Source organism: Streptomyces sp. NPDC020965 (assembly GCF_044333555.1).
Classification (GTDB): domain Bacteria; phylum Actinomycetota; class Actinomycetes; order Streptomycetales; family Streptomycetaceae; genus Streptomyces.
In genome coordinates, this window is the sequence record NZ_JBIRRE010000002.1 from 359,637 (window position 1) to 375,514 (window position 15,878).

Below are 15,878 nucleotides of genomic sequence, written 5' to 3' on the forward strand. Positions count from 1 at the left end.
GCGGTAACACCCATGTGTGGGCCCGCGCCTCGATCACGAGGCGCGGGCCCAACATATGTCCCCACCGCGCGGACCGAGGCCCGTCATCCGGCGCGGTCGGGATCCCCCGGCGCGGTCGGGGATCTCCCGGCGCGGTCAGGGGATCTGCGGGACGAGCCGCTCCGGGCCGTGGGCCGGCTCGGAGAGCAGCTTCCCGCGCAGTTCCCGGCCCTGTTCCGTCAGCGGCTGGGGGCCGGCGTGCGCCGGTACGCCCTCCACCCGCTGGCCCGGTGCGACCTCCGGTTCATAGCCGGTCGGTGCCGTGATCAGCGTGAAGCTGGTGGCCCCGATGATCATCGCGGTGACCGTGAGCGCGGTCCTGGTCCAGAACCAGACATGGTGCTCGCTGCCCTCCCGCACGGTCCGCGCGGGCACCGGTTGGGGCATGGGACAGGCGTTCACCAGCGCGATCAACTGCTCGTGCAGTACGTCCGGCGAGACGAGCGCCGGCAGCCGCTCGGCGATGGCCTCCCGCGCGTGCAGGAGCCGATTGGCCGCGGCCGGTGTGCTGGCCTCCGTCTCGGCGGCCGTCTCGGGCAGGTCGAGACCGAGGCAGTCGTAGAGGAGCAAGGTCCGGCGGTACGGGGGCGGCAGCTCCAGCAGCGCTTCGAGCAGTGCGCGTCGGTCCGGGTCGAGCGGCGGGGTGTCGGGGTGCCGGTGGGCGGGGCGCAGCCGCTGCCACGGTGACATGGCGAACTCGTACGACGCGGCCCGCACCCACCCCACCGGGTCCCGGTCGCGGGCGACCTCGGGCCAGCGCTGCCAGGCGAGGTGGAAGGCACGTTCCACGGAGTCGTGGGAGAGCCGTCGCCGCCCGGAGAGCAGGAAGGTCTGTCGTACGAGGTCGTGGGCGGCGTGTGCGTAGAGCGCGTCGAACGCATCGGCGGGCGCGCGCCACTCCTCCGTCGTCCAACTCGCCCGCCGCCCCCGTCGGGGCTCTTGCCCTTCTGGCGGTTGGCCATCCGGCTTCTGACCTCCCGGCTCCTGACCTTCCGGGCTCTGGCCTTCGGGGCTCGATCCTTCTGGAGTCGTCGGCTCGGCCGGGGCCGTCTCCGTGTCCTCCGCCAGTACCGCTGCCACCGTCGGTGACGATGCAGCCGCGGTCTCCGCTGCCGTATCGGCTCCCTGTGACCCCTGTGACCCCTGTGACCCCGCTGATCCCTGTGATCGCGCTGATCCCTGTGGTTTCGGTGGTTCAGGTGATCCCTGTGCAGCCTGCGCTGCCGGTTGGGGCGGGTGCTCCGGCGCCGGTGGTTGCTCCGGGTGGGATGCCGAGTGGACGAGTGGAGGCGTGGCCTTCGGCGGATGCGGTGGGACCGGCCGGGGCGCGCGTTTGTGGGCGGGGGTGGGCCGTGTGAGTGAGTGTGGTTGCTGCTTGGGGCGCTGCCACGGGGCCGGATGAGACGGATGAGCCGACTGAGGCGCTTCCGGCGCCGCCACCGGTCCCGCCCGGCGCCTGCCCTTGCCCCGCTTGCCCCTGGGGGGCGGTTTCGGCTGCCCGGACGGGGATGTCTCTGGCGCCCCGGTGGTGTCCGGGGCGCCAGGCGCCCCTGTTGCTTCCGGGGCCTGGGATGCCGTCAGTCCCTCGGCCGGCTCCGAGCCGTGCGGCGTGTTCAAGGTCCCCGGCGCGTTCGGCGCGTTCGGTCCGTTCGGTCGGTTTGGCGCGTTCGGTGCGGGTGTCGGTCCGTTCGCCGCACCGGTGTCGTTGCCGTGGACGCCCAGAAGCTTCGCGTACGCCTCGCGTCTGCGGCCCCGTGGCTCGCTGCGGCCGGTCTCCCACGCGCGCACGGTCGCCCTGGTGACGCCGATCGCCGTCGCGACCTCCTGTTCGCTCATCGACTTCGCCTCCCGCAGCCTGCGCCGTTCTTTGGGGGAAGGCAGCGGGAGGCCGGAAGCGGAGTGTGTCGTGCTCTGGGTCATGAGAGGCTCCCCTAAGCGCTGCACTCGGCATAAAAGTACATAAACGTATCTTGAGCGACACAACGGGCATTCGCCCGTTACATGGATAGAGCGCGTGTCGTTGGCAGCATGGCCGCGTGACCCAGACGACCGATCACGACCCGTCGCACCCCAAGGCTCCGGTCCTCGCTCCGGTCCTTGTGCAGGGTGGCCGGAAAGCGGCCCTGACCGCGTGTTTCGTACGGGGTGCCACTGCCGCTGGGCTCGGGCTCGGCGTGTTCGCCGTCCTGGTGACGGTGGTGTGGATCAGTTCTCCGTACCCGGACAGCGGTCCTGGCGGCGCCCTGCGCGTCGCGGCCGGGCTCTGGCTGCTCGCCCACGGCGCCGAACTGGTGCGCGCGGACACCCTCTCCGGACAGCCCACGCCGATCGGCGTCGTACCCCTGCTGCTGGTGGTACTGCCCGTCTGGCTGACGCATCGCGCCGCGCGGGACGGGCGGCTGCCCGACGTGCGGCGGCCACGGCCGTCGGCGCGGGGCACGGTGTGGGCGGTGAGCCTTGGATATCTGCTGGTCGGAGCAGCCGCGACGAGTTACGCCGCCAGCGGTCCGCTGGCGGCGGACCCGATGACCGCCCTGGTGCGGCTGCCGCTGGTGACCGTGCTCGCGGCTGTCGCCGGGGTGTGGACGGCGAGCGGCCGTCTCGCCGGGTCGTTCCCGCGCGGACTGCCGCCCTCCGTCTGGCTGGGGCCGGCCCGTACGCGGGCGACCGTGGCCGTGCGTTCCTCGGTGGCCGCCACACTCACACTGATCGGCGGCGGCGCGCTGCTCGTCGCCTCGTCACTGGTGTGGCACGCGGATGCCACTCAGGACACCTTTCTGCATCTCTCCGGGGACTGGTCGGGGCGGCTCGCGGTGCTGCTCCTGGCCATGGCGCTGGTGCCGAACGCGGCGGTCTGGGGGGCTTCGTACGGTCTCGGCCCCGGATTCGCGCTCGGTACGGGCGCCACCGCCACCCCCCTGGCGGTGGGCGGCGATCCCTCCCTGCCGCAGTTCCCGCTGATCGCCGCGGTGCCGTTGGAAGGGCCGGGCACCCTGCTGAACTGGGCCGCGATGGTGTTGCCCGTGGCGGCTGGGCTGGTGATCGCCTGGTTCACGGCGGCGGGTGCCACGCATCGCCCCGGGGGCCGTGACCGAGCCAACCGGGAGACCGCGCTGACCGCCCTGCTGGGAGCCGTCGGCTGTGGCGCGCTGATGGCGCTGCTGGGGGCGGCCTCGGGCGGTGCGCTGGGGACCGGCCGGCTGGCGCAGTTCGGCCCGGTGTGGTGGCTGACGGGCGCGGCGGCGCTGTTCTGGTCGGCGGTGATCGCCGTCCCGGTGGCGGTGTGCCTGCGGATCTGGCGCGTGAGCGTACGAGGGAGGGGGCGCCGAACGGGTGGTACGGAGGCCCCGCCGGCGCGGGGCTCGGCGGCGGCGCTCGTCCGGGTGTCCGGCGCGGGCGTGGAACTGGCTTCGGGGTCGGCGGCGTCGGGGGCCGCGGGGGCCTCCGGCTCGGATGCGAGTCCCGGTTCCGGTCTGCGTCCGGAGTCGGGTTCGGGCTCTGCGCCGGTCAAGGAGCCGGTGGCGGCGGTTGAGGCGGTGAAGGGCCGGCCCTTTGAGACGTACGACTTCCTGCCGGAGCTTCCGCTGTCGGGGGCGTCGAAGTCCGGGACTGGCCCGGAAGCGGAGCCTGTGCCCGAGCCCGAGCCCGAGCCTGTGCCAGAGCAGGAGCAGCACCAGGAGCCTGTGCCGGAGCCAGGGGCCGAGTCCGAGCCCGTGTCGGAGCTGGTGTCCACGCCGCAGCGGGAGCCGGTCGAGCCGATGGTGGTGGCGGCCGGGTCCGAGGTCGCCGCCGCCGAGCCGGGGACCGTGCGCCCCGTCCCCGTACCCGAGGACAACCCCGTACCTGAGGATCGACCCGTGCTCCGACCGGACCCCGCCCAGGAACCCCAGCGGGAACCCGAACCCGAATCGAGGCCGGAACCCGGACGACCCGGACCCGGGCTCGAATCGGTACCCGGACCCGGGCCCGGGCCGGAGGTCGTCGCGGCGCCCGGCCCGGATACCGACCCCGAGGGTGGCGCGGGGCCGCCCCCGGACAGGCCGTGGGCCGCCCCCGCCAGCCCCTGGCCCTCTGCGCCAGGCGACTTCCCGGCGAAGGGAGTCCAGTCCGCCGAATCCGAGAAGATCGGCGAGGCGGGCGGGACGGACGAGGCGGGCGGGCCCGGACCGCGGGCCGCGGCCGAGGTGGGGAAGCCGCCGGAGGAGTCTCCTGGCAGCCGACTCCGGTGAGTCAGTGCCCCCGAATAAGGGGCCGGTGACCCCGATGAGTGGTCAGTGCCCCTGACTTGCCGGGGACCCGACTAGTCAGTGACTCCGATGACGTCGCGCAGCGGCTCCGGCAGCTTCTCGTTGCACGAGATCTGCCCCTCCTTCGTCAGCGCGTCCCGCTCACAGGTGTAGAAGTCCCGGTAGACGAGCTGAGCGGTGAACGTCGCCGCCACGATCAGCAGCGCGATGCCACCCATCACCAGCCCGGTCAGCGCCGCCGTCCGCTGCGACCGGTTCGACAGCGCGGGTGTTCCGGTGCCTCCGGACGCCTGGGGCGATCCGGCCGGCCCGGACTTCGTGACGGCCGCCGGTGCCGGTTTCGGCGCGGCCGTGGGGTCGGCGGGGCGCCGGTCCTTCCCGCGCAGGGAGCTGATCGACCAGTAGAGCGCCAGCGCGCCCAGCAGCAGCGCGATCTCCGTGAAGTCGAACACTGCGAAGAAGAACGCCCACATACCGGACAGCAGGCCGTACCGTGCCCGGCGCTGGGTGGGGTCGGTCGGGTCCCAGCGGAGCCCCGGGGGAGAGCCGCCGGGGCGCTGCGAACCGCCGTTCTGGGGGTTCTGGTCGTTGGGACGACCGCCGAAGCCGCCGCCCGAACGGCCGGGCTGGCGGCTGCTCCACTGGCTGCCCCAGCGGGGCTTGTCGTTCGAGGACCCGGATGAACCGGAGGGGTCATCGGACGACCCCGACGAGTCGTCGTTCGAGGGCTGCCGGGGCTGCCACGGCTGGTCCGGCTTGCCCTCCGGCGGCGGCGCGTAGGGGTTGTTGTCGTCGGTGGACTGGCGCTCCCGCGGCAACAGGAGGTCCGTACGGCGGCGTCGGTCCCGCATCTGGTGAACGTCTTCCCCTCAGACCCGGTACTGATGGGGTCTTGTCTCGTCGTGCCCGTCGAGGACGGGTGCTGCTGTCCCCTGACGCTACCTCCCGGCCGCGCCCCCGTCCCGTGGGGGCTCTCCTGTGTGCCGGTATCGTTGCTGGCGGTCGGTCTCTTCGTAGGGTTCCCCGTATCGGGGAACACGACTCGTTCGTACGACCACACAACTCCGTACACCCCCGCGACGAGAACCGTGCCCAGCCCCGCGAGCCGTCCCACGGACCCGAGAAACGGAACCCGGACCCCGTCCAAACGGAATCCGGACCACGGCCCCGAAAGACGGACCCCGGACCCCGGGCACGGAACCCGCGAAGGACGACCGCGCGAAAAAACACGCGATCCGCACGCGAGAAAGAGACCCGCCGTGGCCTCCCCGCCCCCCTCCGCCCGCCCCGCCGCCCGACTGGTCGTCCTGGTATCCGGTTCCGGGACCAATCTCCAGGCCCTGCTGGACGCCGTCGCCGCCGACCCCGAGGGCTTCGGCGCCCGGATCGTCGCCGTCGGGGCGGACCGGGACGGCATCGCCGGTCTGGACCGCGCCGAGCGCGCCGGGCTGCCGACCTTCGTGTGCCGGGTGAAGGACTTCGAGTCCCGTGCCGCGTGGGACCGCGCGCTGGCCGAGGCGACCGCCGCCCACGAGCCGGATCTGGTGATCTCGGCGGGCTTCATGAAGATCGTGGGCAAGGAGTTCCTCGCCCGGTTCGGCGGCCGGTGCGTCAATACGCACCCCGCGCTGCTGCCCAGTTTCCCCGGTGCCCACGGAGTGCGCGATGCCCTCGCGTACGGCGCGAAGGTCACCGGGTGCACCGTCCACTTCGTCGACGACGGCGTCGACACCGGCCCGATCATCGCGCAGGGCGCGATCGAGGTCCGTGATGAGGACGACGAAGCCGCTCTCCATGAGCGCATCAAGGAAATCGAGCGAGCTCTGCTCGTCGAGGTCGTGGGGCGTCTGGCCCGTAACGGCTACCGCATTGAGGGACGAAAGGTAGTTTTTCCGTGACTGTTGACGCCACCGAGGCCACCGAAGCAACCCAGGCCGAGACGGCCGCCCAGGTCGAGGCGGCCGAGCGGCGGGCCATCAGGCGAGCGCTGGTCAGTGTGTACGACAAGACGGGTCTGGAGGAGCTGGCCCAAGGGCTGCACCAGGCCGGGGTGGAGCTCGTCTCCACCGGCTCCACCGCCGGACGGATCGCCGCGGCCGGGGTCCCGGTCACCAAGGTCGAGGAGCTGACGGGCTTCCCCGAGTGCCTGGACGGCCGGGTCAAGACGCTGCACCCGCGGGTGCACGCCGGAATCCTCGCCGATCTGCGGCTCGACTCCCACCGTGAGCAGCTCGCGGAACTCGGCGTGGAGCCGTTCGACCTGGTGATCGTCAATCTCTATCCGTTCCGGGAGACCGTCGCCTCCGGCGCCTCTCCCGACGAGTGCGTCGAGCAGATCGACATCGGCGGCCCCTCGATGGTCCGCGCCGCCGCCAAGAACCACCCGTCGGTCGCGGTCGTCACCAGCCCCGCGCGGTACGGGGACGTCCTCACCGCGGTCGCCGCCGGGGGCTTCGACCTGACCGCCCGCAAGCGCCTCGCCGCCGAGGCGTTCCAGCACACCGCCGCGTACGACGTGGCGGTGGCGGGCTGGTTCGCCTCCTCGTACGCCCCCGCCGACTCCTCGGGCTTCCCCGACTTCGTGGGCGTCACCTACGAGCGCTCGAACGTGCTGCGCTACGGCGAGAACCCGCACCAGAGTGCCGCGCTGTACGCCAGCGGCGGTGGCGGTCTCGCCTCCGCCGAGCAACTGCACGGCAAGGCGATGTCGTACAACAACTACACGGACACGGACGCCGCGCGCCGGGCCGCGTACGACCACGCCGAGCCCTGCGTGGCGATCATCAAGCACGCCAACCCCTGCGGTATCGCGGTCGGCGCGGACGTCGCCGACGCCCACCGCAAGGCACACGCCTGTGACCCGCTCTCCGCGTTCGGCGGGGTGATCGCGGTCAACCGGCCGGTCTCCGTCGCGATGGCCGAGCAGGTCGCGGAGATCTTCACCGAGGTGATCGTCGCCCCCGGGTACGAGGACGGCGCGGTCGAGGTGCTCGCCCGGAAGAAGAACATCCGGGTGCTGCGGTGCGCCGGTGCGCCCGCGGCGGTGGTCGAGGCCAAGCCGATCGAGGGTGGCGCGCTGCTCCAGATCACCGACCGGCTCCAGGCGCCGGGCGACGACCCGGCGAACTGGACGCTGGCGACCGGCGAGGCGCTGAACGCCGACGAGCTGGCCGAGCTGGCGTTCGCCTGGCGGGCCTGTCGCGCGGTGAAGTCCAACGCGATCCTGCTGGCCAAGGGCGGTGCCTCGGTCGGGGTCGGGATGGGTCAGGTCAACCGGGTGGACTCGGCGAAGCTCGCGGTGGAGCGCGCGGGCGAGGAGCGGGCGCGGGGCGCGTACGCCGCTTCGGACGCCTTCTTCCCGTTCCCGGACGGGCTGGAGATCCTGACCGCGGCCGGGGTGAAGGCCGTGGTTCAGCCGGGCGGGTCGGTACGGGACGAGCTGGTGGTGGAGGCGGCGAAGAAGGCGGGCGTGACGATGTACTTCACGGGCACGCGCCACTTCTTCCACTGAGCCGTATGCGCATCTGGAGCCGTACGCGCGTCTGAGCCGTACGCGCCGCTGAGCCGGTCGCGCGTCTGAGCCGTGTGCGCGCCTCCCACTGAGCGCGTACCGCCTCCTTCACCCCGGCGAACGTACGGTCGGGGTACGGGAACGGCCCGCGGGTTCGATGAACCTGCGGGCCGTTCCGTTACGCGCCGTCCGCCGATGGGGATCGGCCGCGTCGCGTTCAGTGGCGCGGGCGGTTGAACCAGGCTCCGCCGTCGGACTTGGCGACGAACACGGCGATCAGAATCGCGAGCACGGTGTGCACGAGACCGACGACGACGAACGGGTAGATACCGAGGATCGCCGTGATGATCGCGAAGACCATGGTGGCGATCCGGATGCCATTGCCGCCCTTGGCGAATTTGATGGCGAGGAATATCGCGACCGCGCCCCAGAGCAGGGCGAGTACGCCGATGCCGTAGACCGAGCTGGTGGAGAAGTCGGCGAGGTCCTCGAACTGGAGGTCGTCCCGGAGCTTCGGGTCCTCCTTGGCCTTGTCGATGGCCGCGGCGGACAGGAACATCAGGGCCGCGCCGATGACCTGGAAGCCGGCGATGACGTAGAGCATCACCCGAGCCGCGGTGACACCGCCCGGCATGGTGGTCGGCGGGCCGCCCCAGCCGCCGTCGCCGTAGGGCTGGACCGGCGGGGCCTGGGGGTAGCCGTAACCGGGCTGTCCCTGGGGCTGTCCCTGCGGGGGGTAGCCGTAGCCCGGCTGACCGCCCTGTTGCGGCTGACCGCCCTGCTGCTGGCCGTAGGGGTTCTTCGGGTCGCCGAAGCTCATGGCGGAATTCCTCCGTGGGAAGTGCGGGGACTGTGCGGTCCGAGTGGAGGGACCTTCTGAGACTCAGCGGTTCGCCCCCCAGACTTCCCGCGGTACTGCGCGGTCATCGTGGGCTCGTAGCCGACATTTTGTCCAGTCGGTATCCCTATGTGTTGTGTAAGTGCAACCTGTGGTCGGAGTGGCGGACGAATGCCACAAGGTGTCGAAACGGGCGGGATCGCGGGGCCGGATGAGCGGGATTGGAACCGGGACGGGGACATCCGCGAAGATGGGTCCATGACTGCCCAGATTCTCGATGGCAAGGCCACCGCAGCCTCGATCAAATCCGATCTGACCGTCCGTGTGGCGGCGCTCAGGGAAAGGGGAGTCGTACCCGGTCTCGGAACGCTCCTCGTCGGCGACGACCCGGGCAGCCGCTGGTACGTCAACGGCAAGCACCGTGACTGTGCCCAGGTGGGCATCGCCTCCCTCCAGCGCGAACTCCCGGCCACCGCCTCCCAGGAGGAGATCGAGGAGGTCGTACGGGAACTCAACGACAACCCCGAGTGCACCGGTTACATCGTTCAGCTGCCCCTTCCCAAGGGCATCGACACCAACCGGGTGCTGGAACTGATGGACCCGCTGAAGGACGCGGACGGGCTGCACCCGATGAGCCTCGGGCGGCTGGTGCTGGGTGTGCCGGGGCCGCTGCCCTGCACCCCGTACGGCATCGTGCAGTTGCTCCGGCACCACGGCGTCGAGATCAACGGCGCGAATGTGGTCGTCGTCGGGCGTGGCATCACCATCGGACGGCCGATGCCGCTGGTGCTGACCCGTAAGTCCGAGAACGCGACGGTGACGCAGTGCCACACGGGCACGCGTGACCTCTCCGCACACCTGCGCCAGGCGGACATCATCATCGCGGCGGCCGGGGTGCCGCACCTGGTGAAGCCCGAGGACGTGAAGCCGGGCGCGGCGGTGCTCGACGTCGGGGTCAGCCGGGACGAGAACGGAAAGATCGTCGGGGATGTGCACCCGGGAGTCGCCGAGGTGGCGGGCTGGGTGGCGCCGAACCCCGGTGGCGTGGGGCCGATGACCCGCGCGCAGCTGCTGGTCAATGTGGTCGAGGCGGCCGAGCGGGCGGCGGGTCTCGACACGGCCGCCAGCGCGGGCTGACGGAGAGAGGCCGCGCCATGGGCGTACGCACGAACGAGGACCCGGAGACGGGTCGTCGCGCCGCGACGGCGGAGGGCTCGGCGGCGGCGGGGGCCCCGACCGGAGCCGGGCCCGAGTCCGGGGTCGGGGCTGGAGCCGGCTCCGGAGCGGAGTCCGCGGCCGGCTCGTCGGACGATCCCCCGGCCGGTGCATCGGCCGGGGCATCGGACGGTCCTTCGGAGGCAGCGCAGGCATCGGAGGCGTCGGGAGCGGCTGAGGAGCCGAAGGCGTCTGGTGTGCCGGGCGGGTCGCGCGAGGGGACGGACGAGGCTGGTGGCGGTACGGGCGAGGCGGCGGCCGACTCCGGCGCCCCGGCCTCCGGTGATGAGGGCGCCCCGGCCTCCGGTGATCAGGACGCCTCTGCCTCCGGCGACCAGGACTCCGGCAGCCCGAAATCGGACAGCCCGGGCGCTCCGGTCTCGGCCGCCCCGGGAGCTTCGGACTCTGCCACCTCGGACTCTGACGACCCCGGCAACCCGGACTCTGATGGCCCGGGCGCCCCGGACTCTGATGGCCCGGCCGCCTCGGACTCTGACGACCCGGGCGACCAGGACTCCGACGGACCGGAGTTCGGCAAGGCGCCCTCCCGGCGTCCGCCGACCCTCACCACCGATACCGCGCGCCCCGAGGGCGGGGGCAGGGCGGCCCCTGGGGACGCCCCCGCCCCCGCCCGGCAGTGGCCGTTGCTGACCGTGCTCGCGCTCGCCGGACTCGGCCTGCTGATCGTCGGACTCGACCCGTTCGCGGAGGCGTTCCGCATCGGCACCATCCTGATCGGGATGGCGCTGATCACCAGTGCGGTGATGCGCAGGGTGCTGCCGTCCGTCGGCATGTTGGCCGTGCGGTCGCGGTTCACGGACATGGTCACGTACGGGCTGCTGGGCGTCGCCATCACCCTGCTCGCGCTGGTCGCGCAGCCCGGCCCATGGCTGGAGCTGCCCTTCCTGGAGGACATCGTGCGCTTCACCGTGCGCTCCGACGAACCGACCGTCGGATAGCCCGCCCGGTGGCGGTACGGCACGACCGTCACACCACGACCGGCGCCCGTCCTCTCCCCCGAGGGAGGACGGGCGCCGGTCGTGGTGACCAGAGTCATGCACGTACCAGGCCACTTCAAGGGGTGGCTGTGGCCTGTGGCACGGAAGTGACGATTCCGCCACGGTGTGATCGCCGGTCGGCGGATGCGAGACTGTGGCGGCAGCCGGGAAGGGGCGCACTCAGGGGCGCATCCACCTACCCGAATGCTCCCGTGCACGCCGGTTTCAGGAACTGACATCCTGTCCGCGCGCATCCCTCCGGGTAGTTCGCCGACTGGCGCCCGGTCAGTGGTGCGCGGGGGGCGTACAGAGCGCGGGGGACAGCACCGACGTTCGGGCGGACAAGGGGGGTACATCCATGCCTCGTTGGAAGGCGTTGCCGGAGGAGCTGGACCCGGAGGTTCGGGAGTTCGCCGAGCAACTGCGCCGTCTCGTCGACCGGAGCGGGCTGAGCATCGCGGCGGTCTCGGACCACACGGGCTACAGCAAGACGTCCTGGGAGCGCTATCTCAATGGGCGCATCCTTGCCCCCAAGGGCGCGGTCGTCGCACTGGCGGAGGTCACGGGCACGAGTCCGATCCACCTCACGACCATGTGGGAGCTGGCGGAGCGGGCCTGGAGCCGGGCTGAGATGCGCCATGACAGGACGATGGAGCAGATACGTATCTCTCAGGCGCGTGAGGCGCTCGGGGAGTATGAGCGGAAGGCGGCGGCGGCCAACGGCCCCAAGGGTGGACGCGGCGCGGCCGTCGAGCAGGACCGGGGGACGCCGGGGGGCGAGGAGCCGTACGGATCGCCCCGTGCCGACGCCCCTGGCGGCTCGCGTGGACGCGGCGGCCACCGGGCGGTCCCGACCTCGGGCGGCAGAACCGGCCCGGACCGTTCCAACCCCCTGGCGGGACGCGACGGCCACAGTGGACAGGGCGGCCACAGCGGGCAGGGTCGCCACGGGGGCCACGGGGGCCACGGGGGCCACGGCGGGTCTGGCGGTACGGGCCGGGGCACCCGGGGCGCGGGCCGTGCCGCCGCGACCGGCGGTCGGCGCCGGGTCGTCATGTTCGTGACCGGTGTGGTCGGTGCGCTGGTGGTGATCGCCCTGGCCGTGATGCTGGCCGACCTCGGCGGGGACACGGACACCACCGAGACGGTCGCCAGGACTCCGGCACCGTCCGCGACCGCCTCCGGGGTCGCCTCGACGCCGGCCGGTGTGAAGTGCACCGGAGCCACCTGCGCGGGGCAGGACCCGGAGGCGATGGGCTGCGGCGGCGCGTTCGCGAAGACCGTCGCGTCCGCGACCATCGGCGAGGCCGTCGTCCAGGTCCGGCACAGCCAGGTCTGCCAGGCGTCCTGGGCGCGGATCACCAAGGCCAACGCCGGCGACACGGTTGAGATCAGCGTCGGTGGCAAGGGCGTGCAGAAGGGCCTGGTCAACGCCGACAGCGACGCGTTCACACCGATGACGGCGGTGGTGGCCGGAGCGAAGGCGCGCGCGTGCGCGACGCTCACGACGGGCACGAAGGGCTGCACGGACGAGTAGGGCCACCACTGCAGTCACGCTGGCCGGCCGAGCGGGGCCACCGTTGGCCGGAGTGAGCCGCGCCACAAGGGGCCGAGCGACGGCCGGGGCCCGGGGCGGGATAGCCTGACCGCTGGATGTCTCTTCACATCAAGATTCGTCTCGTGGTTCGCGAGGACCGTGAGATCCGGAATCCGGGGTTCGTGAACCCGGGACCCGGGCCCGTCAGGGCCGTGGGATCGGTGAGACCCGAGGCTCGTGAGGGCCGTGGGCGGTGAAGAGGGTGGGAAGGGGCGTCCCGCACCCGGGGCAGGGACCCCCCACCGCCAGCTGTCTTACGGAGATCGCCATGACCCGCACTCCCGTCAACGTCACCGTGACCGGCGCGGCCGGCCAGATCGGCTACGCGCTGCTCTTCCGCATCGCATCGGGCCACCTGCTCGGCGCGGATGTGCCGGTCAAGCTGCGCCTTCTTGAGATCACCCCGGCGCTCGGCGCCGCCCAGGGCACCGCGATGGAGCTCGACGACTGCGCCTTCCCGCTGCTGCGCGGCATCGAGATCACCGACGACCCGAACGTCGCCTTCGACGGTGCGAACGTGGCGCTGCTCGTCGGCGCCCGCCCCCGGACGAAGGGGATGGAGCGCGGCGACCTGCTGGCGGCCAACGGTGGCATCTTCAAGCCGCAGGGCAAGGCCATCAACGACCACGCGGCGGACGACATCAAGGTGCTGGTCGTCGGCAACCCGGCCAACACCAACGCGCTGATCGCCCAGGCGGCGGCCCCGGACGTACCGGCCGAGCGCTTCACCGCGATGACCCGGCTCGACCACAACCGCGCGATCTCGCAGCTCGCGGCGAAGACCGGTTCGGCCGTCTCCGACATCAAGCGCCTGACGATCTGGGGCAACCACTCGGCCACCCAGTACCCGGACATCTTCCACGCGGAGATCGCGGGCAAGAACGCGGCCGAGGTCGTCAACGACGAGGCGTGGCTGGCCGACACCTTCATCCCGACCGTCGCCAAGCGTGGTGCGGCGATCATCGAGGCGCGGGGCGCTTCCTCGGCGGCCTCCGCCGCGAACGCCGCGATCGACCACGTCCACACCTGGGTCAACGGCACGGCGGACGGCGACTGGACCTCGATGGGCATCCCGTCGGACGGTTCGTACGGTGTGCCGGAGGGCCTCATCTCCTCCTTCCCCGTGACCACGAAGAACGGTGCGTACGAGATCGTCCAGGGCCTGGACATCAACGAGTTCTCCCGCCCGCGCATCGACGCGTCGGTGCGCGAGCTGGCCGAGGAGCGCGACGCCGTGCGCGCGCTCGGCCTGATCTGAGCCGTATCGCGGAGCTTCGCCGGATCGCCCCCGACCGCTGGAACTGCGGCCGGGGGCTTTCGCGTTCCTGCCGGACCTCCCGGGTGACCTGCGGTTTTCCAGGGGTGCGACAAACTGACTCATTCCGGCCGTTGACTTTGCGCGATTTTTTCGTCGGCAGGTCCCCGGACGATCGGTTGAGCACACTGAGTGCATGAATGAGTACGGTGAGGGAGCACCCGCCTATCTGACCTTCCGGGTGACCGCTCAGCCCGGTCCGATCGCCGCCTTCGCGGAGGAGGAGGCGTGGCGGGCGCGGGAACGGTATCCGCAGATCATGGGCATGGGGCTGCCGGTGTTCCACTACACACGGGAGTTGGATCACGGAGGCTGGGAGATCCTCGGCTGCGGCGGGCACGCGCCCCAGGACGCCCGGGATCTGCTGGCGTCGTACTTCCTCCGAATGGCGAACGCGTGCGCGAGTGACGACAGGACGAAGACCGGGGCGCTGGCGGCGGCGGAACGGCTCGACTGGGTCGCGCTCAACGAACTGAGGGTGCTCGGACGCCGGTACCGGGTGGTCCGGGCCGAACAGTTCATCCGGATGGGTCCGGACGGCCCGGAGCCGCCGCGGCCGTCCGACCCCGACCCGGCCCGCAGCCGACCGGGCGAGGCCAATGACATCCCGAGTCGGACGCAGGGGTTCGTACTCGATCCGTACACGGGGACGGGGCTGTCGGACGGGCTGCTCCGCTTCGATCTGTCGCAGTTCGTCCGGGCGCGGTGGGCCGCACCGGACGAGATGTACATCGATGCGCGGGCGGCGCGCAGGTCCCATCCGGGGGCGGTGCTGCTGCCCGCCGAGTTCGCCATCGCGGAGAAGAGTGACGACGGCCGCTGGCTGCCGCACAGTGCGTCGAGTTCCTCCCCGCAGGGCGCGCGGGACGCGCTGGCGTCGCACTTCAGGGTGTACGCGCCGGTGATGGACGGTCTGAGCGCGGCGGAACGCGAGGAGTACGCGCGGGCCGCCGACCGCCTCGACGAGAAGCGGGGCACCGGCGTGGCGGTCGCGGGTCGCCGCTTCCGGGTGACTCGGGTGGAACAGCTCGTCCGCATCGGCCCGGACGGTCCGGAGCCGCCGCGCCCTTCGGACCACGATCCGTATCCGCCTCCGGCTGCCCAGGTCCAGCAGTTGAAGGCGGAGGGCCGCTGGCGCGACGAGGACACGGAGCCGGAACCGATGACGGCGGAGCAGCGGGAACTCTGGCGGCTGCTGGAGAAGGAGCGCGACCGACGGCGCTCGGTCCGCAGGGAGCGTGAGGAACGGCAGCGCCGCGAGCGGGAGCGGGGGGTCGGCCGGGACCTCGGCGCGGGGCTCGACGCCGCCCTCGGGGCGGAAGCCCACAGGGACCTCGGGACGGGCTTCGACCGCGATTTCGGGACGGGCTTCGACCGGGACCTTGAGGTGGATCTCGACCGGGACCCCGATACGGGCCTCGGGCGGGACCCCGATACGGCTTTCGGAACGGATTGAGGGCGGGGCCCTGATACGGCTTTCGGGACGGGCTTCGGGCCGGGCCTCGATACGGGTCTCGACCGGGACCCCGATACGGGCCTCGGGCGGGACCTCGATCGGCGGCGGTGGGAAGGTCCGCCCGAATGAGGTCGCGGGTGGGCGTGCCCCCCGCGGTCGGCTCAGTCCAGGATCCGGCCGCCGTGGTAGCGCAGCTCGTACACCAGGGTGCCGTCGGGGGTCGCGATGTGCTCGATGCCGCGGAAGCGGGACACCTCGCCCACGGTCTCGTCGACATAGGTCAGTTCGCCGACCGTGTGACGGAAGCCGCCGAGGAATCTGCCCTCTCCGTACAGCGAGGTCAGTGCCGCCTTGATGGTCTCGCCCGCGGTGAAGGCGTCTATGTCGTCCGTGAGCAGATAGCCGTAGTAGTTCATGCCCCAGACGGGATGGCCGGCCGAGTGGACCGTTTCCTGGCCCAGGAAATCCGTACCGCCGAAGTAACTGTCCCGGTAGACGAGGTCGTCCTCGCGGTACTCCAGGTCGTGTGAGGCGGTGCGGACGGGGGCGATCTTGCCCGCACCGCCCACGTAGGTGGCGGACTTGGCGCGGACGATGAAGGATTCCAGCGCGGAGGCTGTGAGAGTGAGCGTATCCATGGCCGATGTTCTAGCAGCCGGGTG

The 15,878-nt window shown here is 71.9% G+C and carries 12 protein-coding genes and 1 pseudogene; 8 read left to right on the forward strand and 5 right to left on the reverse strand.

Annotated elements, in window-relative coordinates:
* Positions 1-135 precede the first annotated feature (135 nt).
* Positions 136-1,119, reverse strand: coding sequence for a sigma factor-like helix-turn-helix DNA-binding protein (locus ACH4S7_RS08490; protein WP_398520706.1), 984 nt, complete (start codon positions 1,117-1,119; stop codon positions 136-138).
* Between the two features lie 630 nt (positions 1,120-1,749).
* Positions 1,750-1,959: pseudogene (locus ACH4S7_RS08495) on the reverse strand (helix-turn-helix transcriptional regulator); the annotation flags it as partial.
* Positions 1,960-2,075: 116 nt separating this feature from the next.
* On the opposite strand from ACH4S7_RS08495, the gene ACH4S7_RS08500 reads away from it, so the two are divergent.
* Positions 2,076-4,268 (forward strand): DUF6350 family protein, encoded by a 2,193-nt coding sequence (locus ACH4S7_RS08500; protein ID WP_398520341.1) that lies wholly within the window; start codon positions 2,076-2,078, stop codon positions 4,266-4,268.
* Positions 4,269-4,339: 71 nt separating this feature from the next.
* On the opposite strand, the gene ACH4S7_RS08505 is transcribed toward ACH4S7_RS08500, so the two are convergent.
* A complete protein-coding gene (locus tag ACH4S7_RS08505; protein WP_398520342.1) occupies positions 4,340-5,137 on the reverse strand; it encodes a hypothetical protein in 798 nt (265 codons plus the stop codon).
* Between the two features lie 408 nt (positions 5,138-5,545).
* Between ACH4S7_RS08505 and purN the strand changes: the two genes are divergently transcribed.
* On the forward strand, positions 5,546-6,184 hold the full coding sequence (purN, locus tag ACH4S7_RS08510) for a phosphoribosylglycinamide formyltransferase (RefSeq protein WP_398520343.1): 639 nt from the start codon (positions 5,546-5,548) through the stop codon (positions 6,182-6,184).
* Between the two features lie 77 nt (positions 6,185-6,261).
* Complete coding sequence (gene purH, locus ACH4S7_RS08515; protein WP_398520707.1) at positions 6,262-7,797, forward strand: bifunctional phosphoribosylaminoimidazolecarboxamide formyltransferase/IMP cyclohydrolase; 1,536 nt, start codon at positions 6,262-6,264, stop codon at positions 7,795-7,797.
* Between the two features lie 217 nt (positions 7,798-8,014).
* Here the strand turns inward: purH and ACH4S7_RS08520 are convergent, their stop codons facing one another.
* Positions 8,015-8,617 carry a hypothetical protein gene (locus ACH4S7_RS08520; protein ID WP_398520344.1) on the reverse strand — a complete coding sequence of 201 codons (603 nt, stop codon included), beginning with the start codon at positions 8,615-8,617 and terminating at the stop codon, positions 8,015-8,017.
* A 276-nt stretch (positions 8,618-8,893) separates the two neighbouring features.
* Here ACH4S7_RS08520 and ACH4S7_RS08525 point away from each other — a divergent pair, with 276 nt between their 5' ends.
* The 5 genes from ACH4S7_RS08525 to ACH4S7_RS08545 all read left to right on the forward strand — a co-directional run bounded on the left by ACH4S7_RS08525 (position 8,894) and on the right by ACH4S7_RS08545 (position 15,216).
* A complete protein-coding gene (locus ACH4S7_RS08525; protein WP_398520345.1) occupies positions 8,894-9,772 on the forward strand; it encodes a bifunctional methylenetetrahydrofolate dehydrogenase/methenyltetrahydrofolate cyclohydrolase in 879 nt (292 codons plus the stop codon).
* A gap of 275 nt (positions 9,773-10,047) precedes the next feature.
* Positions 10,048-10,809, forward strand: coding sequence for a DUF3017 domain-containing protein (locus ACH4S7_RS08530; RefSeq protein WP_398520708.1), 762 nt, complete (start codon positions 10,048-10,050; stop codon positions 10,807-10,809).
* Between the two features lie 397 nt (positions 10,810-11,206).
* Entirely contained in the window at positions 11,207-12,385 is a 1,179-nt protein-coding gene (locus tag ACH4S7_RS08535; RefSeq protein WP_398520346.1) for a helix-turn-helix domain-containing protein, read from the forward strand.
* Between the two features lie 328 nt (positions 12,386-12,713).
* Entirely contained in the window at positions 12,714-13,703 is a 990-nt protein-coding gene (locus ACH4S7_RS08540; RefSeq protein ID WP_398520347.1) for a malate dehydrogenase, read from the forward strand.
* Between the two features lie 193 nt (positions 13,704-13,896).
* Positions 13,897-15,216, forward strand: a complete 1,320-nt coding sequence (locus ACH4S7_RS08545) for a DUF5954 family protein (protein ID WP_398520348.1) — start codon at positions 13,897-13,899, stop codon at positions 15,214-15,216.
* Positions 15,217-15,377: 161 nt separating this feature from the next.
* Here the strand turns inward: ACH4S7_RS08545 and ACH4S7_RS08550 are convergent, their stop codons facing one another.
* Complete coding sequence (locus ACH4S7_RS08550; protein ID WP_398520349.1) at positions 15,378-15,854, reverse strand: DUF5680 domain-containing protein; 477 nt, start codon at positions 15,852-15,854, stop codon at positions 15,378-15,380.
* Positions 15,855-15,878: the final 24 nt, after the last annotated feature.